Origin of the sequence: Nitratidesulfovibrio liaohensis, assembly GCF_011682075.1 — a bacterium.
Lineage (GTDB): Bacteria > Desulfobacterota > Desulfovibrionia > Desulfovibrionales > Desulfovibrionaceae > Cupidesulfovibrio > Cupidesulfovibrio liaohensis.
The window spans coordinates 18,638-43,691 of record NZ_VSMK01000111.1; the positions used below are offsets into that span (position 1 = coordinate 18,638).

Consider the following 25,054-nt stretch of genomic DNA (forward strand, 5'->3'; position numbering starts at 1 on the left):
TCTATGATCGATCCAACGCGGTCGTTCCCCCGCTCATTCCCACTGGCCGCACAGCCCCTCGCCCGGCATGGGCATTCCCCAGGCCCGCCGCACCGCCTTCAACGCCTGCCCGCAACACCACGCCAGCATGGGCAGCGGGTCCGAAAGATCGAAATCGTCATAGGCAGCCGCTCGCCTGTGGCCACGCAACGCCTTGGCGAGAAAGGCCGCCTTGCCGCGCGCGTTCACGAACTGCGCACCAAGGCGCATGACATCTCCGCCCAGCCAGCGCGTGACCACGCCGGGCGCGGATTCCGGCACCCGGAAGTCCCGCTCGTTCTTCGCCAACTTGTAATAGTAGTAGGAAAAATCGATGCCGCGTGTCTGGCTGTGTGCCAGCGACCCCCAGAACCTGGGGTTGACGTCGATGAGAAAGGCCTTTCCACTGCCTGGCTCGACAATGAAATCCGCCTCGCACACGCCGGTCCAGGCCATGGCGTCGAGCAGGGTCCGCAGGCCTTGCTCCGCTGCCGGGCACGAAAACGATTCCCGCAACGTGCCCTGGCCGTAGGGCCACGGGTAGGCCTCGATCACGCGGTAGGTGTCGCAGGCCACCATTTTCCCGGTGTCGTACAGCATGGCGACGCACACGGTATCACCGTCCACCTTCCGCTGGGCCAGCCCGCCGCTGGCGGCCCGTTCATGGGCAAGCGCCCGCAGGCGGTCCGGCGTCGTCGCCTCTTCCACGGCCCACCCACCGCCGCCCTGCCGGGGCTTGACCACCTGCGGATACGCCATCCCGTCGGCCATGCCGGGTGATGCCAGCACGGCGGCCAGGGACACGGTTTCCGGCATGGGCACCCCCAGGCGGTTCGCCAGCGTCCGCAGCGACTCCTTGTCGTGCAGTTCCACCAGGGCGCGATATCCTGCCAGGCACAATCCCACGCGGGAGGGCAGGCGGTCACGGTGGCGGGCAACCATGTACGTTTCCTCCAGCACCGGGACCAGCACGTCGATGCGCTCCTGCTCGACAAGCCGCACCAGATCGTCGATGAAACCATGTTCGTCGACGAAGGGCGAAACATACCGGGCCGTCCCCACCGCATGCCGCGAATGGAAGGACATGGCATGCGGCTGGGCATCCGCCACCACCACCTCCACCCCGCGACGGGCCAGGCTCTTGCAGATGTTGTAGGCAACGCGCGTTCTTGCGGATGTGACCAGCGCCCGTCCCATGACTATTCCTCCGGAAGGATCGGCCCGGACCACACGCCCCCGCCGAACGTCGTGACGATCATGCGCTTGCGGTCCGCCGGATCGAACGTGACTCCGGTGATGGCGGCGAAGGGAAAACCGGCGAAATGCCGCCAGGATTCCCCGCCGTCCCTACTGTAGAGCAGCCCGTGCAGGGTTGTTCCCGCATAGATCAGCCGGGGGTTGTCCGGGTGCACCACCACCGCCATGGTGTGGTCGAAGCTGTCGCCGCCCGCCGCCTGCATGATGCCCTTGTCGCTGAGCACCTGCTTCCAGCTTCTGCCGCCGTCGGCAGTCTTGTACACGCCGCCCTCCAGCCAGTGGCCCGGCGCCGTGGCCGCGGAAACGTAGATGACGCGGGCATCGACGGGATCGAACGCCAGGTTGGTGGCCCACCAGGCCAGCGGGCTGCCCGCCGTGAGGTTCTGCCAGGTGTCACCGCCATCGGGCGACTTCCACAGCCCTCCGGGGATGGTGAAGTTGGTGCCCTTGCCGCTGATGCCGGTGATCAGGCAATACAGCTCGCGCGTTGCCGGATGGATGCGCAGTCTGTACACATGCAGGTTGCCCGACGTGCCGAGGCCCCGGCTCGCGGTGCGCCAGCTTCTGCCGCCGTCCACCGACTTGTAGACACCGGCCCTGTCGTCATCCCCTTCGCCGTAAAGCCCGGCGTACAACACCCGGGCCGCGGGCGGGGACCGATCGTCCAGCGCCACGGTGGTGCAGGTCTGGCTGGGCAGTGCCTCCCCGCCCTTGGGGTCGTAAGGCACCCGCCACGTGGCCCCGTGGTCGTCGCTTGCCACCACGCCGCCCATGGCGTGAATGGCGAACTTCATGTTGGTGGGGAACAGTTCCTGAGCATGGGGAATGTCATGCCGCATGCTGGCGGCGGCGTACATGCGGCCGGGCGTGGCCGGGTCGAACACCACGTCGTAGAAGGTGTTGGTCCACGGCGACCCCTTGGCCGACCACGTCCAGGAACGTCCCTGGTTCACCGAGCGCGCGAAACCTATGTCCGTATAGGCAATGTACTGGCGTTGCGGGTCGTGGGGGTCGTGCAGGTATGCCCAGGCGCTGGTCACCTCCAGCCCGATGGAACTCAGCACCGGCGCCGCGCCGCCATCCGCGGCATGCTGCACGGCCGACATGGCCTGCTGCCATGATTCTCCGCCATCGCGGCTGACGTACAGGTCGCCCTGCGTCGCCAGCAGCAGCAGGCCATCGCCCGCCGGATTCACGGCCAGCGGGTTGGAGGTGAAATAGTAGCCCCATCCCAGTTGCGTCTGCACCCAGGAACGCTCGACGTTGGTGCCGAAGCTCACCTTGTCCCACGGCATCGCCATGCGGAAGCACTTGTCCCAGGTCCTGCCGCCGTCGGTGGTGCGCAAGAGCTGCTTGTGCGCCACGCCATTGGTCTGTGCCGCGTAGGCCACGTCGGTCTGGCCGGGAGCCATGGCCAGATGCCGTTCGTTCTCGAACCCGGCCTTGCCCCTGCTCCAGCTTTGCCCCCCGTCCGTGGACCGCATGATGCCGACCCCCTCCACGGAGGCCAGCAGGACCATTCCCTTCGCGTCCATGCCGCCAGCAAGCGACGCGACCCGCCCCCCCACCGACGGCTGTCCGCCCGGCGCGGCGGTCTTCCAGGTTCGCCCCCCGTCCGGACTGGCCAGGAACTCGCCGTTCCTGACGAAGGTGTACAGCCAACCACCCAGCGCCACGATCTCGCTGCTGCCGCCATCGATCACCTGACGCCAGGCACCCGGCTGGCCGCTGGCGGAAAATTCGCCACGCCACACGGCATCCTGCGTGCTGGCAAGCAGCGCATCGGGCGATCCCGGCACAGCGGCAAGACGCGTGACAGGCGCATTTTTCCATGGGCCTTCGGGCTGCGTCCGCCAGGTCTTTCCGCCGTCATCGCTCACGGTGACCCGGTTCCGCTGCGTGATCCAGGCAATGCGGCCAGGAAAATGCGCCATGGGCGGAGAAACCTGCGTGAACTGCAGCCCCTGGCGGTACGGAATCAGCCGCCAGCTTCCACCACCGTCCTCGGACCGGTACACCCCACCCATGTCCGACGCCACGAACACCAACCTGGCGTCGTACGGAGAAATCGACGGCACATACATGCCCCCGCCTCCCCCCGGCCCCCGGGGCTGGAAGCCGCTCCGGACATCCTCCTCGGCAGCCGCCGAAGGCATGGCGGGCGCCAGCGCAAGAAGCAGCGCAAAAAACAGCCCCGACAAGGCGCGAATTGCCCGGCGCGCCCCGTGCCACCCGGACGTGTCGGGACCCGTCGCGACGTGGGTGCTGGCGTTGGCGAACGACATGGTGTGCCTCCTGGGCGGCCTTGCCGGGACCGGCTGTCCGTATCCCTCGTTTTCTCCGTTGACCGGACGGGACGTCATATCTCTATGCCGTGCTTGCGCAGCAGGTCGTAAAAAGTAGGACGGCTGACCCCGATGGTCTGTGATGCCTGCACGATGTTGCCGGAGCATTTTTCCAGCGCGGCCAGCACGATGTCCCGCTCCAGGGCGTTGCGCGCCTCCTTCAGGGTGCCTTCCGGACGCGGCTGGGCGGGTGCCTCTGCGGGCATGGCGTCGTCAAACCCCAGATCGGCCGGTGAAATGTGCTGGCCGCTGGCGAAAATGACCGCCCGCCGCACCTTGTTTTCCAGCTCGCGCACGTTGCCCGGCCAGTTGTGGCGCAGCATGGTCTGTGTGGCCGCTGGCGAAAGCGTCTTGACCTGGTGGTTGCCCTCCCTTGCGAAACGCTCCAGGAAATGCTGGGCAAGCAGCAGGATATCGTCGCCACGCGTGCGCAGAGGCGGCAACACGACGGGTACGACGCCTATGCGGTAGTACAGGTCTTCACGGAACCTCCCGGAGGCGATTTCGGACTGGATGTCGCGGTTGGTCGCGGCCACTATGCGTGCGTCCACCCGGATGTCCTTGCGCCCGCCTACCCGCTGGATCACCATTTCCTGCAGAAACCGCAGCAGCTTGACCTGAAGGTTGGGGGGCAGTTCCCCTATTTCGTCCAGGAACAGGGTGCCATTGTCCGCGTATTCCACCTTGCCCTGCACACGTTGCGTGGCACCGGTGAACGCGCCCTTCTCGTACCCGAAGAATTCCGCCTCCAGCAGGTTGTCCGGAATGGCGCCGCAGTTGATGGCCACGAACGGCATGGACGTGCGGCGGCTGAAGGCGTGTATGGCCCGGGCCACCAGTTCCTTGCCAGTGCCGGATTCGCCGGTGACCAGCACCGGCACGTCCGAGGCCGCCACCTTGTTGATGGTCTCGAATACCGCGAGCATGGCGGGGCATTGTCCCACTATGCCCTGGCATTCCCCCTGCCGCTTCACGGGCGCGCCGACATTGTCGCGCAGGCCATGCAGGAAGAACGCCCTGCTGATGACGATCTTCAGCACTTCCAGGTCGGCGGGCTTGTGGCAGAAGTCATAGGCCCCCCCCTGTATGGCCCGCAGGGCGTTCTCCACATCGTGGTGCCCGGTCACGACGATGACCTGCACGCGCGGATCCTGCTTCAGCAGCGCGTCCAGCGCCCGAAAGCCTTCGGACGTGCCCTCGGCGTCCGGCGGCAGGCCAAGGTCCAGCGTCACCACGGCTGGCGAATGCCCGCGCTGCAGGGCAAGCGCCTCTTCCGTGGAGCCGGCCAGATAGAGCGGGTACGGCTCCTTGGACAGGCCCCAGCGCAACTGCTTGCGCACGTCTTCGTTGTCATCGATGATAAGCAGGCCAGGCATGTCGCTTTCCTTTCACCCGAAGGCCGCGGCGCCGGTTTTCCGTGAACCCGGCGGCCCCGGTATTTCCCTTTTTCCCAACAGTCATCGCGGCAGGAACAGGCGCAACTGCGGGTATAACTGGGCAATGAAGGCAGCCACGTCCGCGTCGGCTCCTTCGGCCTGGTGCACCGGAACATCCAGCCGGATGAACGCGGCATCCCTGCGGCCATACAGAACGGCGTTGCGCAATTCGGCGAGCTTCAGGTCCATGTCGTCGGTCATCGTCTCGCCCCGCACCTCGTACCAGTAATAGTAGACAGACCCCTCGGCCTCCTTGGCGTACGTGGCCCTGACGAGTTGCACGGCACCCGCCGGGGTCGGCACGTCCATACGGGCCGAATCGACCTGCAACCAACCGGCACCGGGCAGGCAGTTGCGCGGCGAATGTATGGCGCCCGCGCCCTTGCCCCCGCCATGAAACCCCACGTAAAGGCCGATCCTGCGCCCGGCGCCGTTCGTATACAGGCGCACCAGATAATCCGTGGGACGCAGCACGGCCATCGTCTCGCTGTCGAAGAACACCTGCCCCGTACTGCGCCACTCGCCCAGCGCGAGCGGAAAATCACTCAGGGCCCGTTGCGGCAGCACGGCAGATTCGACACGGGCATGACTGACGTAAGCGCCAGCGGCAAGAAACAGGAGCACCACCAACACCCTGATGCGCATCTGCATTCACTCCTTTCCGACCTGGTCCTGATGGAAGCGCCCCAAGGCAATGCCCAGACCCCCGGTGAAGGCCATGGCCACGGCGAAAACGACCATCCCTTCGAATTCATGAAAGAAGCCGCTTGCCGCGCCAGCCCCCATGTACCAGGACAGCACACCCGTGACGAAAACACGAAGGGTGTTGGCGGCAACGGCAATGGGCACGGTGGCCAGCACCAGCACCCAGCGCCGCCACCCGGCCGGAAGGAACAGGAAGGCGAAGGCCGTCCCCAGCGCAGCCAGGCTCATGAGGGAACGCAGGCCACTGCAGGCGTCCACCACCTCGAGCGTTATGTTGGGAAAAATGATCACGTTGCCCTCCCGCAGCACCGGAAGCCCCATGAGGCGGATGCCGCCCGTTGCGACGGCGGACACCAAGCCCTTCAACGGCAGGGCCAGGGCGTCGTAAACGGTGTACGGCAGGGGCACCATGAACAGCAGGTACGCCACCGGAAAACGCAAGAGGCGGAACACCTCGGTCCCGTAAAGATAGAGTATCGTTCCGGCCAGCAGCACCACCAGCGAGGCCCGCGACGTGAACAGTTCCAGCGTCACCGAGCCGAACAGCAGCAGCACAAGTCCAAGCCCCAGCAGCGGGAGTCCCCAAAGGGACGGGGTGACCCCGGCTTCGCGCAGTTGCGGCCACCTGCGCCATGCAAACCACGCTGACAGGCACGGCACCAGGAACCCGTGCGAATAGTTGGGGTCAAAGCTCCAGTCGCCCACCATGCGCATGACGATGGCGTGGTAGACCACGACGAACATGGCGAGAACCGGCACGAAATGCAGCGGGTGCTGGCGGAACGCGGCGGCAAGCGTCATGGGCGGCTCCCTGTCGGTGCGGCCTGCGCATGCTGCCCACGCGCCACTCTCCTGCTGTGCGTTGTCATGTGTGCGCCTCCCCGACGCCGTACAGAGTCAGATAGCCGCGCAACATGGCTTCGTCGCTGCAACGCGAGCGGACCATTTCCATGGCCTTCTCGCGCATGGCCTGCCTGTGCGCCGGATTGTCGGCCATCCAGCGCATGGCCGAGGCCAGGGCCTGCACGTCATGCGGGGGCACCACGCGGGCCGTCTCGCCATCCGTCACCAATTCCCCGATGCCGCCCACTTCGGTCGTCACCACGGGAATGCCGCAGGCCATCGCCTCCAGTACGGCCACCGGCATGCCCTCGTACCGGGACGACAGGACGAAGACATCCATCGCGCGCAGCAATTCGGGAATGTCACGCCGCGTGCCGGTGAAATGCACGGCCCCTTCAAGCCCGAGTTCACCACACAGGCGTTCCGCCTCGTCGCGCCGCTCACCGTCGCCCACGAGCAGCAGGCGTGCGTCCGGATGGGTGGCCCGAACGGCGGCAAAGGCCCGCAACAGGCCCGGATGGTCCTTGGCATCACAGAACCGGGCCACGTTTCCGTAGACCAGGCCACCTTCCGCCCAGCCCGGGGGCAGTTCCGCCACCTGTTCCCCTGGCCCGGCGGGCGAGAAACGCACGGTATCCACCCCGTTGCGGATCACCCGCAGCCGATGAGGGGCAACACCCAGCACATCGACCATATAGTTGCGCAATGTTTCCGTGACGCACGAAATGCCCCCCAGAAACGGCGCCAGCAGCCGCACCAGCAGCCGGGCGCGAGGCTGCGTCTCGAAACCGTGCGTCGCATGCTCGGTGTAGACCAGCCGCACACCGGTGAGCCACGCCGCCGGGACCGCCCATTGCAACAGATAGGAGTCCTGCGCGTGCAGAATGTCCACCTTTTCGCGGCGCAGCAGGGCGGCAAGCCGCGCGATGCCCGTCAGCCTCGGCCTTCCGATGACGTCCAGCGTGCGCCAGGCAAGGCCCCGGGCCTCTATTTCGGGCACAAGCGGCCCCTCCCCGCCGAACAGGCCGCAGACCGTCCCCCGCACATGGGGACTCGCCTTCTCCAGCGTGGTCAGGGCAAGCCGCTCCGCGCCCCCCGGGAACATCCGGAAGATGAGCTGCATCACATGGGGTTTCATGCCGCCTCCCGTTCCCGGCGCTCACCGCGCCTGCCCAGCACCCTCGCCGGAATGCCCGCCGCGATGCTGTACGGCGGCAACGCCTCCGCCACCACGCTGCCCGCCGCCACCACGCACCCGTCACCGACATCGGCCATGACGATGGCGCCATTTCCTATCCAGCAGTCCCTGCCGATGCGCACGCACTCGTCCCGCCCGCCCTGAAGCCTGATGGGCACGTCGGGATCGTCGAAAAAGTGGGTCTGCTTGCCGCTGGTGACCATGACGTGGGTGCCCAGAAGGCTGTCGTCGCCAATGTCGGCATGCCCGATGTTGCAGTAAGCCCCGATGTACACGTTGCGGCCAATGACCGTTTGCGGCGTCACGAAGGTGGTCATGAACTCCACCACACATGCCGGCGTGCATCCGTGCAGCGCCAGACGCAGGAACGCCACGCGCAACAGCACGCCGTACACGCCTGGAAGCAGGGCCAGCAGTTGCGTCATGCCCGCGAAGGATCGTTCGCGCCCCAGCGCGAGCGCCTCAAGCCGGTGCAGCACGTAGAATGGCACGGCACATACGAGCACGAATGCTTTCAGCATGTTTCTGACCATCGTCACACCATCCCGCCACAGGGTCGCGTTTCCGCCGTCGGAGCGGTTTCCCGCCGTTACGCATCCAGCACCACGGCATCCTGAGCCTTGCGCCAAGCCTGCACACGCTCTTCCCCGAACACTTCCGTCAGATCGTCGTTGATGGGGAGCTTGCCCACGATGCGGCACGGGTTGCCTTCGATGAGGCAGAATGGAGGAATCTCGCCCATGATGTGCGTGCCTACCTTCGCCACCACCCCGTCACCCACCGTGGTGCCGGGATAGATGACGCTGGCCTCCCCGAGAAAGCACAGGGCGCCTATGCGCACCGGCCGCACCCCGTTCTTCGAGGGATGCCCGCCCCCCGGCATCATGCGGGCGCGCGCATCCGCCACGGGGTGTCCGGAGTTGTCCATGATGATGTGGCAGCCGACCATGCTGTAATCCCCAACATCTATACGCTTTGCCACCATGAAGCGCACGAATGGCGCTATGTACACATTGTTTCCGATATGCAATTCAGGGTCATCATAAACTGTAAGTCCAACAAGAGACACCTTATCGAACATTGCAACGTTGTCACCTATGTATATTCCAAGATTTCCAAGAATACGCGTTGTCCCGTTTCCGGAATACCACATTCTGAAATTCTTACCCACGCGCCTGCACTGCGACTTGAACATCGGCTCATAGTACACGACGCGCCAGAAATTGTGCCAGATGGACGTCCTGGTTGCCCATTCGTTGTAGAGAAAGGAATGCAGCCCCGGCACCACAGGCATGGAAATGCCGAAGATGAACTTCGCCATGTCGTACAATCGCGCATGAAAGGGCGTTTCGCGTTTTCTGATGGCTACCTTGAATGCCGCCCAGCCTCCCATTTCCGACTCCTTATGCCCGAACCGCCGACGTCAGATGTTGATAGAGATGCACGATGCGCTCCGCCCGCCGCCCCGGCGTGAAGCATGCCATCACCCGTTCCCGGCCCGCCTCTCCGTAGCGGGCGCGCAAGGCGGGGTCGTCCGCCAGGCCCGTAACGGCTTCGGCCAGGCGTTCCGCATCGGCGGCGGGCACGAGGGCACCCGTACGCCCGTCCTGCACGACCTCCGGCACGCCGCCGACCCTTGTGGCCACCACGGGCAGGGAGCACATCATGGCCTCCAGCGCGGCAAGCGGCATCCCCTCGCTGAGCGACGGCAGCACGACCATGTCCAGCGCCCTGTACACGCTCAATGGCTCCCCCACGTGACCGAGGAAATGAACGGAACCGTTCAGCCCCAGCCGCCGCGCCTCTTCGCGCAGCGACATCGCGTCCGGGCCGTCTCCCGCCAGAATGCCCTGCAAGGCAGGCTGCCTCCCCCGCGCAAGGGCCAGCGCACGAAGGAAGTGCAGTTGCCCCTTTTCCGGGCTCAGGCGCCCCACCACCCCGGCCACGACGGCATCTTCCGGAATGCCGCATTCCTTCCGGATGTTTCGCCCGGGCGTGCCATCGAATTCTTCCGGATCCGCCGCGTTGGGGATGACCACCATCCGGCGCCGCGCCCCTGCCCACAGCTGGTTGCCCAGCGATTCCGAAACCGCCACCACCCGCGTGGCCAGTGGCAGCACCAGCTGGTCCAGCACACGGTATGCCCGGATCTTCCAGCTTTCCGCGGTCCAGCCATGCACGAAGGCCACCCACGGCAAACCGGTCAGCAGGTGCAGACAGGCGCACACCACGTGGCTCTTGTAGCCGTGCGACTCAAGCATGGCGCACCCGCTCTCGCGCACGATCCGCAACGCCTGCGCCACCAGCGTCGGATCGTAGCGCCAGCGCTGGTGCAGGCAGGCCATGGGCGCGCCCGACTCCCGGACGGCCGACGTGAACTCCGTCTCGCACGGTTCGCCGAAGGAGTAGGCCACCACCACGGGATCGCACATGGCCAGCCCCCCGGTGCGCAGAAACTGCACCAGGGCCTTTCCCATGCCGCCCAGAGTGGCGGTGGCCAGAAACACGCACACCTTCGGCCGGCTCATGTCGTCCCCTCCAACGGCCGTGGCGCCCCGCTCGCGGCCAACGCCTCTTCGATCCAGCAGGAAACAAGTTCCGCCTTGTCCTTCCAGGTTTCTCCCTCAAGCACCTCCCACCGGGAGGCCGCCGGAGTGGGGCTGCGCAATTCGTCCTCGATGGCGGCCACGAAGGCATCGCTGGAAGCCGCGATGCGCACCACGCCGTCAAAGCGCAGCACCTCCGTCATGGGCGTTGCCACCACAGGCTTGCCGGTGGCCAGGTACTCGCGCAACTTCAAGGGGTTCGCCGTGCAGGTGTGCTCGTTCACCACATACGGAATCACGGCCACGTCGAACCGTGCGGCATACCTGGGCAATTCGCCGTACGGCACTGCCGGCAACCAGAGAAAGTTGGGGAACCGCTCCAGAGCGTCCAGCGGAATGCGCCGGGTTCCGATGAGCACAACGTTCCAGTGCGGACGGGCCGCAAGCAGATCCGCAAGAAGATCGATGTCCAGATGACTGTCGATGAGCCCGTAGAAACCGATGACAGGCCCTTCCAGCCAACGCAGTGCTTCGGGCAGGCCCGCCGCGGAAACCGGACCGATGGCCGCGCTGAAGTGCTCGAAATCCACGCCGTGGGTCAGAAGGTGCGTGGGTCCGCGCCCGTTGGATTTGCGGGCGACCAGTTCGTCCGAAACCGCCATGACCAGGTCGGCCTTGCGCAGCAGGTCGGCTTCCAGTTCGCGCACCATCTCCGGCAGGTTCATGCCCGGCCACACGCTGAACTCGTCCACGCAATAGTAGACCACCAGCGACTCTCCACACAGGCCCGCGTAGTCCGCCGCGTTGGGCACGGTGGCCAGCAGGATGGGATCGCGCAGGTCGAGATCGCGCGATGCCCGCGCCACCGCGCCCAGCACGCTGCGCCGGTTGAAGGCCCGCACCGACGCCAGCGGGGACAGGGGGACCATTACCGGCGAGATGACGCGCAGCCCCAGCGGCAACGCCACCGGAGGTGCGGGATCCGCCCAGGAGCGCACCTTCTCGAAGGCCCGCTTCACGTCGTAAAGACACAGGCGGGGCAGGCGCATGCCTATGGTGTTGACCCACAGGATGCGGTTGCCGGGCAGAAAGTGGCGCATGATATGCTGGCAACTGAAAGGATGCCTCCCCCAGTCGTCGGAAAAGACGATGAAGTCGCGGCCCTTGATCATGCCGCCCTCCCCTGGGCCGTCGCGACCAGCGGGCTCTTGCCGCCCCAGCGCAGCAGCGCCACCTGAATGGCCACCGCAATGCCCGCCTGGACGCAGCAGTAGAACAGCAGTTGCCAGTACCCCTGCCCCAATGCATCGTGGATGAGCAGGAAACACAGCACCTGCGGCAGGACATGGGTGACGCCCAACTCCGCCAGCAGCCGCAGGTAGACGAGCAGCGACATGCCCGCATGGGTAAAGACCAGCCACGGCACGATTCCCGCGCGGAACAGGGCCGACGCGAGCAGATAGGCCCAGGCCACGCCCACTATGCCGTACGGGGTGACCAGCAGCAGCGAAAGCAGGACGATCAGCACGCCTTCGGCCATGGCGCAACGCGCCAGGGTCCGGTGGGTGGCTGTTCCCAGCAGGTACCCGTCGGCGGGCAGCATGCCCAGGGAAAGCGCCGCGCCCAGGCTCAACGGCACCAGTGCGTCATACGAAGGGGAAAACCCCTCGCCGAGCCAGAGCAGGATGAAGGGCCTGCCGTAGAAGATGAGACAGGCCGCGATCAGGGAGGACGCCATGTAGCTGAGCCGCAGGGAGAACAACAGGGTCGCGCGGGTTCCCTCGCCGTCGCCATCGGCCTGAAGACGGCTGAAGTACGGCACCATGATCCCGAACGCGCTCTGCATCAGGCTCAGGAAATACCCCACGAACTGCATGGCGATGGAAAACACCGCCACCTCGCGCACGCCCATGAACCACGCGATGATGTAGTTCTGCGACCGGTAGCGCATGGACTCGCCGATCTGGGTCACGGTGAAGGCCCATCCGTAGCCGAGCATCTCCCAGGCCAGGGCACGGTTGAACAGACGCGGACGGAACCGGGCGCTCCCGCACCTTTTGACGATCAGGACGCACAGCAGCGATTCCAGCAGAAAGCCGCCGCCGTTCACGGCGGAAAGCAGCACCAGACCGTTCGACTCGTTGATCGAGAACAGCACCACCAGGCTGGTGATCGTGCTGCGGAGCATGGCCAGCATGGCGATAAGCGTCCAGCGCATCTCGGCCATGATGATGCCCATGTGGCTCCGGAACAGGAACATCGCCGCGAGGCAACTGCTGTAGATCAACAGGCACAGGCGCAGGCGTCCGGGGGAAACATGCCGGGCATCGAAGAAATCGGCGCCGTAGACGAGGGCGGCGGTAACCAGCAGCGACACGCAGCAGGAAAGCCCGTGCAGGGCCACGCCCACCGTGAAGACCCGGTCCACCTCCTGCTGGTCGTTCCGGCCGTGCGCCGCCGCAGCGTACTTTGAAACCGCCTGCATCACCCCGCCTTCCAGCAGCAGGAAATAGCAGACAATGGAACTTACCAGCACCCACACCCCGTACTGGGCCTTGCCCATGGCCCCCACGACGGTCGGAGTGACAAGCAGGGCGAACGCCACCCCCACCGCGAAGGACAGGATGCGGATCACGGAATTGCGGGCAAAATAGCCGAGCGTGCTCATACGTCCTGCCCCGCCTTGCCTGCCCTGCGCAGCGGCGGCAAACCGTTCCAGCGGGTGTCCGCCAGCGGCGACCGGCGCGACCGGGTGCGTGTGTCGCGTCCCTTCCGGTCCCGCCGTCGGCTTCCGGCCGATGCCGGCTCGGCCTGCACGGCCACCGGGACGTCAAGTGCCTGTTGCCCGGACCGCATGGCCGATACCATGGCCATGAAGCCGTAGAACGATATGGCGAACGCCTGGGAAACGAAGAAAATCCCCACCATGAACGCGGTAATGCCGTAGCGCACGCCCAGCCAGCGCATGCGCGCCGCCTCGTCGAGGCTTGGAGATGCGGCGCCTTCCCTTGCGAACGCGATGATGTTCCGCAACAGGCAAACATAGACCCACAGGGCGAACACGCCCATTTCCGTCGCCACCTGAATGTACGTGTTGTGCGCCGTCAGGTATGCGCCGTTGCCGAACGTGTAGTTGGCCGCCGCGAACTGTCCCACGCCAACGCCGAGCACCGGGTTGCGCAGCAGCATCGAAAGACCGCTTTTCCACAGTTGCAGGCGCCCGGTGTCGGCTGTCATGTTGTAGTCGTCGCTGGCATCGCCGACGAGGGCGAAGCGGTCCCAGTAGGCCGTGTCCGCGCTCAGGTAGAAGATGGCGCCCGCCACGCCCAGGGCCAGCAACAGCAGCCCCCTGCGCCGCGATGACAACACCATCTGCAGGGCAACCACGGCCAATGCGATGACCCCGCCGCGGGACTGGGTCATGGCCATGCCCAGCAGGGCTATGCACGCCCCGCCCCACGCGACGAGTCGCATGATGCCCCGCTGGGCCATTCCCTCCGCGGCAAGCACGGGCAGGAACATGGCGAACAACAGCGCTATGTCATTGGCATCGTACGTGGAACTCACGAAGGCGCGGCCCGAGCCCTTTTCCACGACCATCATCCCGCCCAGCACCACCACCCCGATCAGCAGCGCGAGCCGGACGGAATTCCCCCCCGTGCGAGCCCCGGCAAAGGAGAGCACGGCGAAAATGAATATCGTCTTGGTCACCCCCTCGAAGCTTTCGAGCGCACCCGAACGCCATACGCTGAGGGGCACGCTCAATGCCGCGAGCAGAAACAGCAGCAGCACGGGCTTCAGGAGCGGCAGATCGAAAAGGCTCCCTGGCCCCCTGTGGCGGCTCAGGCAGGCGGCCAGAACCACGGCGCCGAGCGCGAAGGCGATCTTGCCCAGTTGCAACGGCGCCAGCACGGGGAACAGTTCCGCTATCCGCGTGAACCCCACCAGCGTCAGGAGATGTATGGCGACCAGTTCCACAGGATGATGCCTTCTGGGCCGTCTCCCGCCCCCGCACACCGGGCGCGGGAAGGAGCGCGGCGGTTAGTGAACGGCGGCGACCGCCCCCAGCCTTTCGCAATGGGCAAGGATGAAATTGGCGAACCGTTCGTCGTCCATCCCCTCGCCAGCCGGAAAACGCGCTATGTCGATGGCGGGGGCCGGGCTGCCGCCAAGCAGGCGCAGCTCGCTGGTGCCGATGACGATGTCCCAGGCCATGACCGGGTAGTCGGGCATCCTGCGGTGAGCTTCGGCGGCCAGGCTTTTGGCCCTGTCCCACAGCGGCAGGCACAGTCCGGCGATCACTTCGCCCGTTTCCGGGTGCCGCCGCCAACGGTGCGGAGAACGTGGCTTCACGGCATCGCCGAGTTCCCCGGTCTCAAGGTTCACGACGCGCGCGGTAAGCCCGAACTCGGGGCCGCACTCCGCCCTCCACCAGCCGCCGGGGATCCGCATGGCCGCGGCGATGAAGTGCGGCTCGCCCCCGAGGGCCGCAAGGGTAAAGCAACGCACCGAGCAGGAACCAAGCAGCCCGAGCGGGCGCAATGTCGGATGCGCGGGCTCGAACGGCTGCAACAGCATGGTCCTTCCGGCTGCCAGTTCCACCCCGCGTTCAGCGATGTCGTCCAGCGTGGCCTTGTTGCCGTGCCGCTGCCAGCAGCCCTGTCCTCCGTGCCACTGCCACAGTTCGCCGCAGGGTCCGTCGCTCCAGTCGGCGGGCTTGAGATAGAGATCGCGGCCGCAGGCGGCCTGCGCGGCTCCATCGGTCCACGCGGCCTTGCCGTCGGTGCCGAACCGGGCAAGGACGGGAACGCACGGCAGGCCCAGTTCCTCGCAACGCTGGAGAAAGGCGATACGCGTGGAAATGTCGGGCGCCATGCTGGTCGAGGACAGCACTTCGGCTATGATCTTGAGTTCATGCGGCATGATGAAGCTGCCGGGGCTAGGAGCATCCGCCCTGAACAGGTCGAACCCGTAGAACAGCCTGGCGTTCATGTTGTGCCGCATCGCGGCCGCGTAGCTCATGCACACCTGCTTCCAGCGGGGCACGCGGTACCGCCGCGCCACATCGCCTCCCTGGCTCACGGCGTGGAACATGCTGGACGCCAGCGAACTGCACGGCCATGACAACGTGCTGATCATCACGCGCACCCACGAGGCCGCAGTGACGCAACGGGCCATGCCGAAACGCTGGCAGGCGCGGTGTAACCGGGCCATGTCCCCCTCGCCCCTGACGAACGCGAACGCGGGAAGCGGCAGCGGGCAATGTTCGGCGCGCATGGCGCGTACCACCTTGCGCCCCATCCTCCAGGCAAGGCGGGTTCCCCGCCCGATCAAGGACATCACGGTCCTGGCCTTCGTCATGGCATACCTCCCCGTGGTCCTAGCTGCCCCGCGGGGTCCACGTCACGAAGACATGGCCGCGCAGCAGCCGGACCAACCCGTTGACCGCCGCAAGATGCAGCACGACGAACAGCCACGCCGTGCGGGCAAGCCCGCCCCGGCCCAACGCGCCAGCCAGCGCCACCAGTCCTCCCGCCCCCATCGCCAGGGCCGCGGCCACATACGCCCCCCCCCGGGATGACAGAAAGAGGGCGCTTGCCGCGCACACCGCAAGCAGGGGCAGCGTGGCCCAGCGCAACATCTTGTGCGACAGCATCTGCCAGGCAAATCCCCAATGTCCCTCGCGCACCAGCACCGGCAGCATCCGAAGGCAGATGAGCCAGGATTGGGCCATGATCCTGGTCTGGCGGCACATCTCGACGGAGGCGTCGGCGTCATCCGCCTCTTCCTCCACCACGGCGCGCGGCTCGCTGACGGCGCGCCCGCCCACCAGAAGCACTTGCATGGGATGCAGGAGGTCGTTGATGTATTCCGGCTCCAGCGGAACGTAGAACTCCCGGCGCATGGCGTAGGCCGCTCCATCGGCCCCCACGATGGAAAAGAGGTCGCTCTCGCGCGCCTTGATCCACTCCTCGTAACGCCGGTAGACGCCGCCAGTCGAAGGCGCACCGGAGGCATCCACGTACACGCTCACGCCGCTCACAAGGCCGATGGCCGGATCCGCCAGCCTCTCGACCAGCCGCCGTATGCAGTCGGGCCGGAACATGGCGTTGGCGTCGGTGAAGACGAAGATGTCGCCATCGGCCTCGGCCGCCGCGCGGTTCAGCGCCCTGGTCTTGCCGCCCCGCTCCGTTTGCCGCAGCAACCGCACGCGCGGCGAGCCGCACCGTTCCGTCAGGGTTTCGGTGGCGTCGGTACAACCGTCGGAGACCACGTACAGGTCGATCCGGTCCTCCGGGTACTCCATCTGAAGGAAATTCCGTATCTTGCGTTCGATGACCGCTTCTTCGTTGTGAACCGCGAGCAGCACGCTGACCTTTGGCGTCCATGCATTGTCCGCCGCCTGAACCGACGCACGGCCGCGCCGCCGCGCCAACCGCACCTGCGCCACCAGCAGCAGCGGATACCCCGCGAACGCGTAGGCCAGCAGAAGGGCCGAACCCCAGAACAGCATGGTCATCGGGCGCCTCCCTTCTGTGGCGCCGCGTCCATGGCGTCCGGCCTGTTGCGGCCCGCCCCGCTGGCCAGCGCGTCCATCATGGCGTCCATGTCGCTTTCCGTGACCCGGGTGTGGGTGGGAAGGGTCAGCAGCGTCGCCGCAAGCCAGCGCGCGGTGGGGCAATCGGGGCCCGGCAGCAGGTATGGCGCCAGCGGCGGGAGGTCCTGCAAGGACTCCGGGTAGGAGCGGACCATGCCAAGGCGGGGCACCTCCGGCACGGCGTCCCCCGGCCAGTCCCCCCCTTCCGGCAGTACGGGAAACCGCAGATACACGGGGTTTGCGCCGGGCTGCACACGCACCGTGCGAAGGCCGCCCACATGCCGGGCACGCTGTTCGAGTTCCCCGGCCACCTGGCCGCGCCCGGCATTTATGGAGGGCAGCCGGGAGACGCCGCGTGAGGCCATGGTCGCCTGCAACGGCCGCAACGCCTCGATGTCGAAGTCGGGGGCGAAACGTGACGTGCCGATTCCGAGAAAGGGCAGCGACGCGGGCAGCCAGTAAAGGCGTGGATTCAGGAACAGCCAGAGCGCGACGCACTTCGCAAGCAACCGCACGTCGTTGACGATATCCGCGTGTGCCGGGGCAACGCTGCCGGAAATTGCAGCCCACGGGGCCAGCGATGCGATGTTCGCGGCAAGGGCGGCATCGTCCGTGACGATGAGCCCCCCGTTCACGGATGTGATGTTCTTGCCCCGGGCAAGGCTGAACAGTCCGACATCCCCGGTGGTCCCGGCCTGTCCGTCCTCGGACCGCGCCCCCATGGCCTGCGCGGCGTCGTCCAGCAGCATGGCCCCCGCCGCGCGGCACAGCGTTCGCAGTTCGGCGGTGCGCACCGGATATCCGTACAGGTGGCAGACCACCACGCACAGCACGGCATCGTCGAGCTGCGCCGCCACATCCCCGGTGTTTGGCGCCAGCGTCTCCGCGTCGAGATCGTACAGGCGTATCCGCAGGCCCGCGTGCACCGCCGCCGCCGCCACGGAATAGGAGGTGAAGGCGGGCAGCAGTACCACGTCGCGGTCCGGCGACAGTGCGCGCATGGCGCGTAACGCCACCGACATCCCGGCCCGACCCGACCCGAAGGCGAAGGCATGGCGGCAACCGGTCATGCGGCCCACTGCGGTTCCCAGATGCTCAAGCTCTTCCTGACCGGCCAGGGCGCCCTGGCGCCATGTTGCCCAGACTGTTCCGCAGGCGGCCAGCATGTCGCCCGGCGACAGGGGCACCCCACCAGGCGGCAGATGGCGGAACGGTGCCGAGAACGCCTGCGCCAACGAGGTCATGGGATGCTCCTGACGATGTGGGGACCGATGAGGCGGGTCAATCCCACGGGCAGATGCTGCCACACCCGTATCGCAAGGCCGAACCGGGAATTGGACGGGTTCAGGTCCGGCAGCGGCGCGCCGTCGGCCAACAGGTATTCCCAACTCAGGGGAACTTCGCGCGCGCCCCACTGCACCTTGAAGCGCCAGGGGCCGCTGTCGCGCGATGAGCGACCGAAGTCGAACACGGGGAACCCCTCGCGGCATGCCGTGCGCAGACACTCCCAGTAGAGCAGATTGTTGGGGCAGCACTGCCGGTGCGAGCGCAGCGACGAGGCCCACGGCACCTCGAAGACGGAACCGTGGGCATAGCAGAATGCCGCGGCCACGGCGCGGGCACCGTCCCGGACGACGGCGATGTGCGTTTCGTCGGGGAACTCGTCCATGATGGTCTCGAAAAAGCGCCGTGAGTACACGGGGGTGCCAAGGTCGCGCATGTTCACTGCGAACACGTCGTAGAAGGCGGGCAGCAGTTCCCTTCCCCCCCGTTCCGCCACGAGGCCGCATTTTTCGGCCTTGCGGACCTGGTTGCGCACCTTGTCGCGCAGGCTGCGCCACAGCTCGTCCGGGTCGCGCGGCAGGTCGAGCAGCATCGTCACCTTGTGGCACTTGGCGGAAAGCCCAAGCCGGGGTTGGCCGACGTGGCGCAGTTCGATACTGCACGCGCCAAGGCTGCGCATCAACGCATCGGCTTCTTCGATGAGGGCTTGCGAGGCCTCTTGCGTATCCGACAACATGCCGCCGTAGTTGACGAAGGGCAGGGACACGAGAAAACGGCCGAACAACCGGCTGCGGATGTGGACCAGCGGCAGAATCCCCGTCAGTTCACCATCCGCGAAGGCGGCAAGCGGGTAGACCGCATGGTTGAAGGCACGCTCGGCCACACGCAGCCATCCCATGTGGTGGTACCCCGAGGCGTCCCCCCGTGACGCCACGTAGGCGTCCCACCCGGCTGCGTCACCCGGCGCGTGGGGTGACAAGCGCACGACATCGATTTCAGACATTGGCCACCGTCCCGAACAGCACGGAACTCATGGTGGAAAACCGCAGCGTGGAAAAGAGATGGCGCAGCTTCGATTCCGTGGTGGCAAGATTCAGGTAGTGGCGGAACCGGGACCGCAGGGCCGCCCGGATGCGTGGCTGCGCGGGGTCGATCTCCCACGGATGGAAGTACAGGACGCAAGGCTTGCCCAGGGCGTTCAGCCGCCTGAAGGCCCCACTTATCCACGATGCCGGCAACAGCCGCAGGTATCCGCCGCCGGCCACCGGCAGGTTCACGCGGCGGCCCAGCATTTCCACCTGGTAGGTCGTGGGCGGGAACTCCTCTATGATGCCGCTGTCCCGCGTGATGGCATGCGGAAAGCGTTGGCTTCCGGGCATGCCGTAGATATCGTGATTGATCGGAAATATGCTGGAATCGTAGGTGAATCCCTCTTCGATAAGCACATCGAGAGCCCAGATGGTGTCCTGGGTGATGGTGTAGCTGGGCGCGCGGTAACCGTTCACGGGCTGCCCTGAAAGGTCCTGCAACAGCAGGCGCGAACGATGTATGTCATCGCGGAACGTCTTGGGGTTCATGGTCGTGATGCGGCGGTGCGAGTATCCGTGGCAGGCCACCTCGTGCCCCGCCGAGGCCATGCGCCGCACCAGTTCGGGGTGACGCTTGGCCACCCAGCCCAGCGTGAAGAAGGTCGCGCGCAACCCCCACTTGTCCAGCAGGTCGAGAACGTGGTTGGTATTGCGCAACGCACGTTGGGGCAACGAATCCCACTGACCGGGATCGACGGCCTTTTCAAAGGCGCTCACGTGGAAATAGTCTTCCACATCGACGGTAAGGGCGTTCCGCATGGCTCCCTCCCCTGCGGCACCGTGCCGCATCAGCTTTCCTGGCGTCTTACGATATCAAAATGTCATTCCCCATTCGATCATGATTCTGTTCACGGTAAACGACGATGCGTCATCACTGGAGTCCACGGACTTGTATCTGTATGTCAGTGCAAGCCACGAAGACTCCGTGAGCTCATAGTTGAGCCCCGCACTTGCGTAGTAGCGGTCTGAGGTTATGCTGGACGTTGATCCTGCATCCAGTTCCGCGTTGATGCCTGCGCTGGCTTTCAGGCGATCCGTGAGTTCGTAAGTGTAGTTGATGCCCGGCCTCCAGAACTTGTTGCCACCCCCCTGCAACGAGCTTTCATATTCGGCGTATCCCAGCGTGGCGCTCAGCGTGGAGCGGTCGAACTGAAAGGATATGCCCGCCGTGTTCAGGTCGCGCAGAATGCTCTGGCCTGTTTCGGGGTCGTTGGTATAGTCGCGCTCGCTGGAAAGGGTCAGTGTTTTCCGGTCCAGGGCATGCGACAGGTCGGCGGAATAATACAACCGTACGGACTGGTCCCCGGCGTCCGTTTCCGTGAGCATGGGCCCCGCCTTGACGCGCACCATGCTCTTTTCCGCATACTCGTAGCGGACGCCCACATAGGGGCGGTGCCGGTAGAAGTCCTGCTGTTCCTCCGCTTCCTGGCGCATCAGGTCATAGCCGGTGAGCATCGTGATAGTTTCGCTCGCTTCATGTTCCAGGTCTCCAAACAGTTCGTGCTGTTGCCGCACGTTCCTGTTCAGGGATGCTTCCCCGCTGCTCCACCCCGGAACCAACTTGCGCGAGCCGCTGCCGGGTTCTTCTTCCTCGGCGTAGCGGATGTCCGAAAAGCGGTAGCCGGTCTTCAGGCTGGTGCGTTCGCCCGGCTTGAAGGAAAAATACGGTGAGACCGTGAACGTGTTCTGGTCCGTCTGGTCTCGCGTGGTATCGCCCTCGACCAGGTCGCCACGGGCCGCCTGCCGGTAGACCGGACGCAGATTCTCGGCGATGTCCAGAAAGAACCTGTCCTCGGCCAGTTCCAGCAGCACCCGTGCATCCAGCGTGTGGCTGTAGTTGTCCGGCGCCTCGCCCTGCATGTAGTAGGAGTAGTCGCCCTTGTAATCGACCTTCGCCGTCACCCGCTCGGCCTCGTACTGGTATCGGAGGCCAGGCTTGACGTGCGAAACGAAATCTCCTTTACCGTTGCGGGTTTCCCTGACGTTGTCGTTGTATTCGCCGCCAAGGCCGAACGTTGCCTCCACGGTCTGGTCCGCAAGGGCGCCGCCTGCGGAGACGGCCAAGAGCCCCACGGCGCCCAACACCGCGACAAATCTTATGAAGCTACGTTCAGAAACGGGTTTCCCGGAAGCCATCTGTCACTCCCCGTGTCTCCGCACCGTTGGCGCGACGTTCTGCCTAGTCGCCGGCAAACCACCGCCACAGCCAGCCATGCCGGGGGCGGATATCCGTGTCCGTCCCCTGCGGCTGTTCCTGCCGCACCTGCACCAGCCACTGCGCCTGCGCGAAACCCAGCCGGTCCACCCTTTCCGAAAGTTGCGACAGGGTCCGCTCCATCGCCTTCTGCCGTTCCAGCATGTCGAGATAGGCGTTCTCGCCCATACGCGACTGCATTTCCTCAAGTTCGCCTACCCGGCGTGACAACCCGAGCAGCAGCGAGGCCAACCCCTGTGCCGTACCGGACGAACGGGCATCGGCCTTCTTCGATGCATCCGGGAGCGGCTGTGCCCGCACATCCTCGCCAGCGGGCTCCACGGCGGGGGACTCGGGCCAGAATTGCCGTTCGAAATCCATCGACCGCAAAAGATCCTGCATCTGCGTCAGGGAAACGCTTCTCCTGTCTGCAGCGTAGGCATCCAGCAACGCATAGCCGCACAGGACGTTCACCAGGCGAGGAATCCCTCTCGTTTCCCGGTGTATTTCATCCAGCACTCCTTCCTCGAACTGCAATGCGTCCCTGTTTCCGGCACGTTCCATTCTGCATGCGATGTATTCCGCAGTTTCCTGAACCGTCAGCGGTTCCAGATGGCATTGCACCAGTATGCGCTGCCGCAGTTGAAGCAGTTGCGGCGACCGGATGCGCTCCCGCAGTTCCGGCTGACCCACCAGGATGATCTGGAGCAACTTGGCGTTGTCCGTTTCAAGATTGGAAAGCATGCGGATTTCTTCGAGCACCTCCGGGGCAAGGTTCTGGGCCTCGTCGATGATGAGCACCGGGCGGCGGCGTTCCGCATATTGGTCGATGAGGAACTCGTTCAGCTCGCGCAGCATCGTGACCTTGTCCTTGCCCTCCGTCTCCAGTCCGAAATCGTCGTTGATCATTGCCACCAGCTGCTCGGCATCCACGCTGGTGTTGAACACCTTCGAGATGAGCACGTCGCCGAGATTGCGCTTCAGCAGATCCCGGATAAGCGTGGTTTTGCCCGCGCCCACCTCGCCCGTGATCAGGATGAAGCCGGCCCGTTCACGCACCCCGTATTCCAGGTAGGCGGACGCCTTGCGATACGCCCGGCTCGGATAGAGAAAGTCGGGGTTGGGCAGCAGGTCGAACGGCTTGACCCTGAAGCGGAAGAATTCGGCGTACACCTATATCACCATCACTCGACCCCGTTCCGTCCGGAGCGGTGGTTGCCATACCCGTAGCGATTGCTGCCATACCTGTTGCCGTAACCGGGAAAGCTCGGCCACGCGGGGTGGCTTGCGTCGTTGTAGATGACGCCCAACACGTTGGCGCCCTCTATGGCCTCCTGCGTCTTGCCCAGCCCGCTGATCGTCGCCAGATTTTCCCGCGCCACCAACAGCACGCCATCCACCATGCGGCTGAGCACCCGGGTTTCGGCAAACGGCAGCACCGGCGCGGTGTCCACGATGATGTACCGGTCTGCGTAGCGGCGCTTCATTTCCAACAGCATGTCGCGCATCATCGAGGAGGCAAACAGTTCCCCGGGGTTGGCAAGCTGCCGCCCCGCGGGAAGAAACGACAAACGCCCCACCCCGGTGGGCACAAGGGCCTCGTGCAGGGGAACCCCGTCCATCAGGCAGTCCGACAGCCCCGGCGAGGCATCGACGCCGAACAGTTCGTGCCCGCACGGGGCGCGCAGATCGGCGTCGATGTACAGAACCGTGTTGTCGTATTCCTGCGCGAGGCTTAAGGCCAGGTTCGCCGAAACCAGCGTCTTCCCCTCGCCCATCACCGAACTGGTGACCATGAACAGGTTCATTCCCTTCTGGCGGGCCAGGGAGACGAGCTTCTCCTTGACCTTGCGGTATTCCTCGCTCACGGGGTTATCGAAACCCGATGCCGCGATGAGCTTGGGATCAAGCGTCACCGAGCGTGTGACCGATGCGGGCCGGGGAGTATCCCCTGGCGGCACGGACACGGCGAGAGAAGAGCCGAAAGCCCCCCCCGCCTCCGCAGGTGCACCATCGGCCTTCCGCTCCCTGTTCGCTCGTGCGAGCGCCTCCTCGATCCTGCTCATGGCCATATCCTCACAACCACGTGGAAAGAATGTTGCGAACCCTGGCAAACAACATATCCAACCCTTCGAAACCACTGTACTCCACCCCGGCAAGCCCCGCGATGCACAGCATCGCCAGCAGGGCCAGGGCGATGGCGGTCCGCCTGCGTCTCGCGACGCGCGCGTCCGCGGCGGTGGCTATGCGCGGCAGCGCGCCAAGCACCAGAAATCCCCTGGATGTCAGGTCCTCCAACGAGCGAACCCGGCGGAAAAACTGATCGGACAGGATGATCCCCCCAGCGGCCACGATTATGCCCACCACCATCGAACCCAGCATGATCAGCGGTCTGTTGGGGCTGCTGGGCCGCAGGGGAAGGATTGCGGGGTCGATGATACGAAAGCTCACTGCCTTGTCCTGCAATTCCATCTGCTTCGAGACCTCCGACTGCCCGTAGCGCGACACGAGCTGCTCGTAGATCAACGTCTCGTTCTTGCGCGCCTGCTGCAGAGCCTGAAGCTCTGTCTGCACGGCGGGAAGTTCTTGCAACAGCCGCTTGTCCTTCTCTATGAGCGCCTGCTGGACCTGCTCTATCTCGTTCAGCGACTCCAGCTCCACCTTGAGGCGCTGATACTCCATGCTGCTCTTGCGGCGTTCCGTCCCGCTCCCGCCAGAGCGCAGGGCTTCAAGCTCCTCCCGGGCCCTGACGACGTCCGGATGCTGGTCGGTGTAGGTGCGCAGCAACGTCTTGTAGGATGCTTCCTTCTCCGCAAGCCGCCCCCCACCGCTTCCTTTTTCGAGAATATTGAGCTGGGCAAGACGTTCGTTCTTGCGAATGCGCGTCTCCTCCAGCCGATGTTCCGTTTCCTTGATTTCCTCGCGGAGTATGTTCTCATTCAGACTGAGGATCATACCCTTCTCAGACTTGTACGCATCAATCGCCTGCTGTGCAGAGTCGATGCGCTTCTGGAATACGGATATCTGGTCTGAGAGGAACCTTGTCGCTTCGTACGACTCCTCTCGCTTCGATGACGTACTTTCTTCGATGTATCTCCTCGTCAATGCATTGACGAAGTCGCGCGCTTTTTCCGGAGACGAATTCGCGTATCGAATGTAGAATAGACCTTTTCTTTCTTCATGCGTTATTTCAACATTTGATCGCGTTGTTTCTATCAAACGCTCAAGCCCCTCACCTTGCAGCCCCAAATCCATGTCCAGGTCCTTGATCACCCTCAGCAACATCTTGCGGCTGAGTATGGAGACCTTGAGAATCCGCAGCTTTGCCTCCAACGAGGGCGTAATGGCAATGCCCTTTACCAGCTCGTTGACCACGTTCTCCTCGATGGAGACGGACGACTGAGCCTGATACCGCTTGGGGAGCACGTAGCTTACCGCGACCCCGAGCACCGCCACGAGCACCGCCACCACGCAGAACGACACGACGCTCTCGTCCAGCAGCACGAGGTAACGCTTCATATCCGGCCCCTCAGACGACTGCC

At 65.1% G+C, this 25,054-nt stretch carries 21 protein-coding genes; all 21 read right to left on the reverse strand.

Features of this window, described 5'->3' with window-relative positions; all coding sequences use genetic code 11:
• Positions 1-33: 33 nt before the first annotated feature.
• Positions 34-1,215: a carboxylate--amine ligase gene (locus FVW27_RS04925; protein WP_167123247.1), complete on the reverse strand. Its 1,182-nt coding sequence runs from the start codon at positions 1,213-1,215 to the stop codon at positions 34-36.
• A gap of 2 nt (positions 1,216-1,217) precedes the next feature.
• A complete protein-coding gene (locus FVW27_RS04930; RefSeq protein WP_243838218.1) occupies positions 1,218-3,359 on the reverse strand; it encodes a WD40/YVTN/BNR-like repeat-containing protein in 2,142 nt (713 codons plus the stop codon).
• Between the two features lie 275 nt (positions 3,360-3,634).
• The gene (gene prsR / locus FVW27_RS04935; RefSeq protein ID WP_167123251.1) at positions 3,635-4,996 is read right to left on the reverse strand and encodes a PEP-CTERM-box response regulator transcription factor; all 1,362 of its coding nucleotides are present in this window, start codon (positions 4,994-4,996) and stop codon (positions 3,635-3,637) included.
• Positions 4,997-5,077: 81 nt separating this feature from the next.
• Complete coding sequence (locus tag FVW27_RS04940; RefSeq protein WP_167123253.1) at positions 5,078-5,701, reverse strand: exosortase C-terminal domain/associated protein EpsI; 624 nt, start codon at positions 5,699-5,701, stop codon at positions 5,078-5,080.
• A 6-nt stretch (positions 5,702-5,707) separates the two neighbouring features.
• Positions 5,708-6,562, reverse strand: coding sequence for an exosortase (gene xrt, locus FVW27_RS04945; RefSeq protein ID WP_167123255.1), 855 nt, complete (start codon positions 6,560-6,562; stop codon positions 5,708-5,710).
• A gap of 64 nt (positions 6,563-6,626) precedes the next feature.
• Positions 6,627-7,742, reverse strand: coding sequence for a glycosyltransferase family 4 protein (locus FVW27_RS04950; RefSeq protein WP_167123257.1), 1,116 nt, complete (start codon positions 7,740-7,742; stop codon positions 6,627-6,629).
• The gene (locus tag FVW27_RS04955) at positions 7,739-8,323 is read right to left on the reverse strand and encodes an acyltransferase (RefSeq protein WP_167123259.1); all 585 of its coding nucleotides are present in this window, start codon (positions 8,321-8,323) and stop codon (positions 7,739-7,741) included. The genes FVW27_RS04950 and FVW27_RS04955 overlap by 4 nt, the downstream gene beginning before the upstream one ends.
• A 68-nt stretch (positions 8,324-8,391) precedes the next feature.
• Positions 8,392-9,195: an acyltransferase gene (locus tag FVW27_RS04960; RefSeq protein WP_167123261.1), complete on the reverse strand. Its 804-nt coding sequence runs from the start codon at positions 9,193-9,195 to the stop codon at positions 8,392-8,394.
• 10 nt (positions 9,196-9,205) lie between these two features.
• Positions 9,206-10,330, reverse strand: a complete 1,125-nt coding sequence (locus FVW27_RS04965; RefSeq protein ID WP_167123263.1) for a glycosyltransferase family 4 protein — start codon at positions 10,328-10,330, stop codon at positions 9,206-9,208.
• A complete protein-coding gene (locus tag FVW27_RS04970) occupies positions 10,327-11,520 on the reverse strand; it encodes a glycosyltransferase (RefSeq protein WP_167123265.1) in 1,194 nt (397 codons plus the stop codon). The genes FVW27_RS04965 and FVW27_RS04970 overlap by 4 nt, the downstream gene beginning before the upstream one ends.
• A complete protein-coding gene (locus FVW27_RS04975; protein ID WP_167123267.1) occupies positions 11,517-13,016 on the reverse strand; it encodes a lipopolysaccharide biosynthesis protein in 1,500 nt (499 codons plus the stop codon). The genes FVW27_RS04970 and FVW27_RS04975 overlap by 4 nt, the downstream gene beginning before the upstream one ends.
• The gene (locus FVW27_RS04980; RefSeq protein ID WP_167123269.1) at positions 13,013-14,326 is read right to left on the reverse strand and encodes an O-antigen ligase family protein; all 1,314 of its coding nucleotides are present in this window, start codon (positions 14,324-14,326) and stop codon (positions 13,013-13,015) included. Before FVW27_RS04980 ends, FVW27_RS04975 begins: the two co-directional genes overlap by 4 nt.
• A 63-nt stretch (positions 14,327-14,389) precedes the next feature.
• Positions 14,390-15,562, reverse strand: a complete 1,173-nt coding sequence (locus tag FVW27_RS04985; protein WP_243838219.1) for a sugar-transfer associated ATP-grasp domain-containing protein — start codon at positions 15,560-15,562, stop codon at positions 14,390-14,392.
• Positions 15,563-15,728: 166 nt separating this feature from the next.
• Positions 15,729-16,868, reverse strand: a complete 1,140-nt coding sequence (locus tag FVW27_RS04990) for a glycosyltransferase family 2 protein (RefSeq protein WP_167123273.1) — start codon at positions 16,866-16,868, stop codon at positions 15,729-15,731.
• Positions 16,865-18,190 (reverse strand): DegT/DnrJ/EryC1/StrS family aminotransferase, encoded by a 1,326-nt coding sequence (locus FVW27_RS04995; protein ID WP_167123275.1) that lies wholly within the window; start codon positions 18,188-18,190, stop codon positions 16,865-16,867. The genes FVW27_RS04990 and FVW27_RS04995 overlap by 4 nt, the downstream gene beginning before the upstream one ends.
• The gene (locus FVW27_RS05000; RefSeq protein WP_167123277.1) at positions 18,187-19,233 is read right to left on the reverse strand and encodes a FemAB family XrtA/PEP-CTERM system-associated protein; all 1,047 of its coding nucleotides are present in this window, start codon (positions 19,231-19,233) and stop codon (positions 18,187-18,189) included. Before FVW27_RS05000 ends, FVW27_RS04995 begins: the two co-directional genes overlap by 4 nt.
• Entirely contained in the window at positions 19,226-20,077 is an 852-nt protein-coding gene (locus FVW27_RS05005; RefSeq protein ID WP_167123279.1) for an XrtA system polysaccharide deacetylase, read from the reverse strand. The genes FVW27_RS05000 and FVW27_RS05005 overlap by 8 nt, the downstream gene beginning before the upstream one ends.
• A gap of 54 nt (positions 20,078-20,131) precedes the next feature.
• Positions 20,132-21,391, reverse strand: a complete 1,260-nt coding sequence (locus FVW27_RS05010; RefSeq protein ID WP_341806089.1) for a TIGR03016 family PEP-CTERM system-associated outer membrane protein — start codon at positions 21,389-21,391, stop codon at positions 20,132-20,134.
• A gap of 106 nt (positions 21,392-21,497) precedes the next feature.
• On the reverse strand, positions 21,498-22,685 hold the full coding sequence (locus tag FVW27_RS05015; protein ID WP_167123283.1) for an XrtA/PEP-CTERM system-associated ATPase: 1,188 nt from the start codon (positions 22,683-22,685) through the stop codon (positions 21,498-21,500).
• A gap of 11 nt (positions 22,686-22,696) precedes the next feature.
• A complete protein-coding gene (locus FVW27_RS05020) occupies positions 22,697-23,578 on the reverse strand; it encodes an XrtA-associated tyrosine autokinase (protein WP_167123285.1) in 882 nt (293 codons plus the stop codon).
• 10 nt (positions 23,579-23,588) lie between these two features.
• Positions 23,589-25,031: an XrtA system polysaccharide chain length determinant gene (locus tag FVW27_RS05025; RefSeq protein WP_167123287.1), complete on the reverse strand. Its 1,443-nt coding sequence runs from the start codon at positions 25,029-25,031 to the stop codon at positions 23,589-23,591.
• Between the last annotated feature and the right edge of the window lie 23 nt (positions 25,032-25,054).

Coding starts and splice junctions, on each gene's coding strand:
- FVW27_RS04925 (WP_167123247.1), bottom strand. CDS start 1,215: ATGGGACGGGCGCTGGTCACATCCGCAAGAACGCGCGTTGCCTACAAC.
- FVW27_RS04930 (WP_243838218.1), bottom strand. CDS start 3,359: ATGTATGTGCCGTCGATTTCTCCGTACGACGCCAGGTTGGTGTTCGTG.
- prsR (WP_167123251.1), bottom strand. CDS start 4,996: ATGCCTGGCCTGCTTATCATCGATGACAACGAAGACGTGCGCAAGCAG.
- FVW27_RS04940 (WP_167123253.1), bottom strand. CDS start 5,701: ATGCGCATCAGGGTGTTGGTGGTGCTCCTGTTTCTTGCCGCTGGCGCT.
- xrt (WP_167123255.1), bottom strand. CDS start 6,562: ATGACGCTTGCCGCCGCGTTCCGCCAGCACCCGCTGCATTTCGTGCCG.
- FVW27_RS04950 (WP_167123257.1), bottom strand. CDS start 7,742: ATGAAACCCCATGTGATGCAGCTCATCTTCCGGATGTTCCCGGGGGGC.
- FVW27_RS04955 (WP_167123259.1), bottom strand. CDS start 8,323: ATGCTGAAAGCATTCGTGCTCGTATGTGCCGTGCCATTCTACGTGCTG.
- FVW27_RS04960 (WP_167123261.1), bottom strand. CDS start 9,195: ATGGGAGGCTGGGCGGCATTCAAGGTAGCCATCAGAAAACGCGAAACG.
- FVW27_RS04965 (WP_167123263.1), bottom strand. CDS start 10,330: ATGAGCCGGCCGAAGGTGTGCGTGTTTCTGGCCACCGCCACTCTGGGC.
- FVW27_RS04970 (WP_167123265.1), bottom strand. CDS start 11,520: ATGATCAAGGGCCGCGACTTCATCGTCTTTTCCGACGACTGGGGGAGG.
- FVW27_RS04975 (WP_167123267.1), bottom strand. CDS start 13,016: ATGAGCACGCTCGGCTATTTTGCCCGCAATTCCGTGATCCGCATCCTG.
- FVW27_RS04985 (WP_243838219.1), bottom strand. CDS start 15,562: ATGGCCCGGTTACACCGCGCCTGCCAGCGTTTCGGCATGGCCCGTTGC.
- FVW27_RS04990 (WP_167123273.1), bottom strand. CDS start 16,868: ATGACCATGCTGTTCTGGGGTTCGGCCCTTCTGCTGGCCTACGCGTTC.
- FVW27_RS04995 (WP_167123275.1), bottom strand. CDS start 18,190: ATGACCTCGTTGGCGCAGGCGTTCTCGGCACCGTTCCGCCATCTGCCG.
- FVW27_RS05000 (WP_167123277.1), bottom strand. CDS start 19,233: ATGTCTGAAATCGATGTCGTGCGCTTGTCACCCCACGCGCCGGGTGAC.
- FVW27_RS05005 (WP_167123279.1), bottom strand. CDS start 20,077: ATGCGGAACGCCCTTACCGTCGATGTGGAAGACTATTTCCACGTGAGC.
- FVW27_RS05020 (WP_167123285.1), bottom strand. CDS start 23,578: ATGAGCAGGATCGAGGAGGCGCTCGCACGAGCGAACAGGGAGCGGAAG.
- FVW27_RS05025 (WP_167123287.1), bottom strand. CDS start 25,031: ATGAAGCGTTACCTCGTGCTGCTGGACGAGAGCGTCGTGTCGTTCTGC.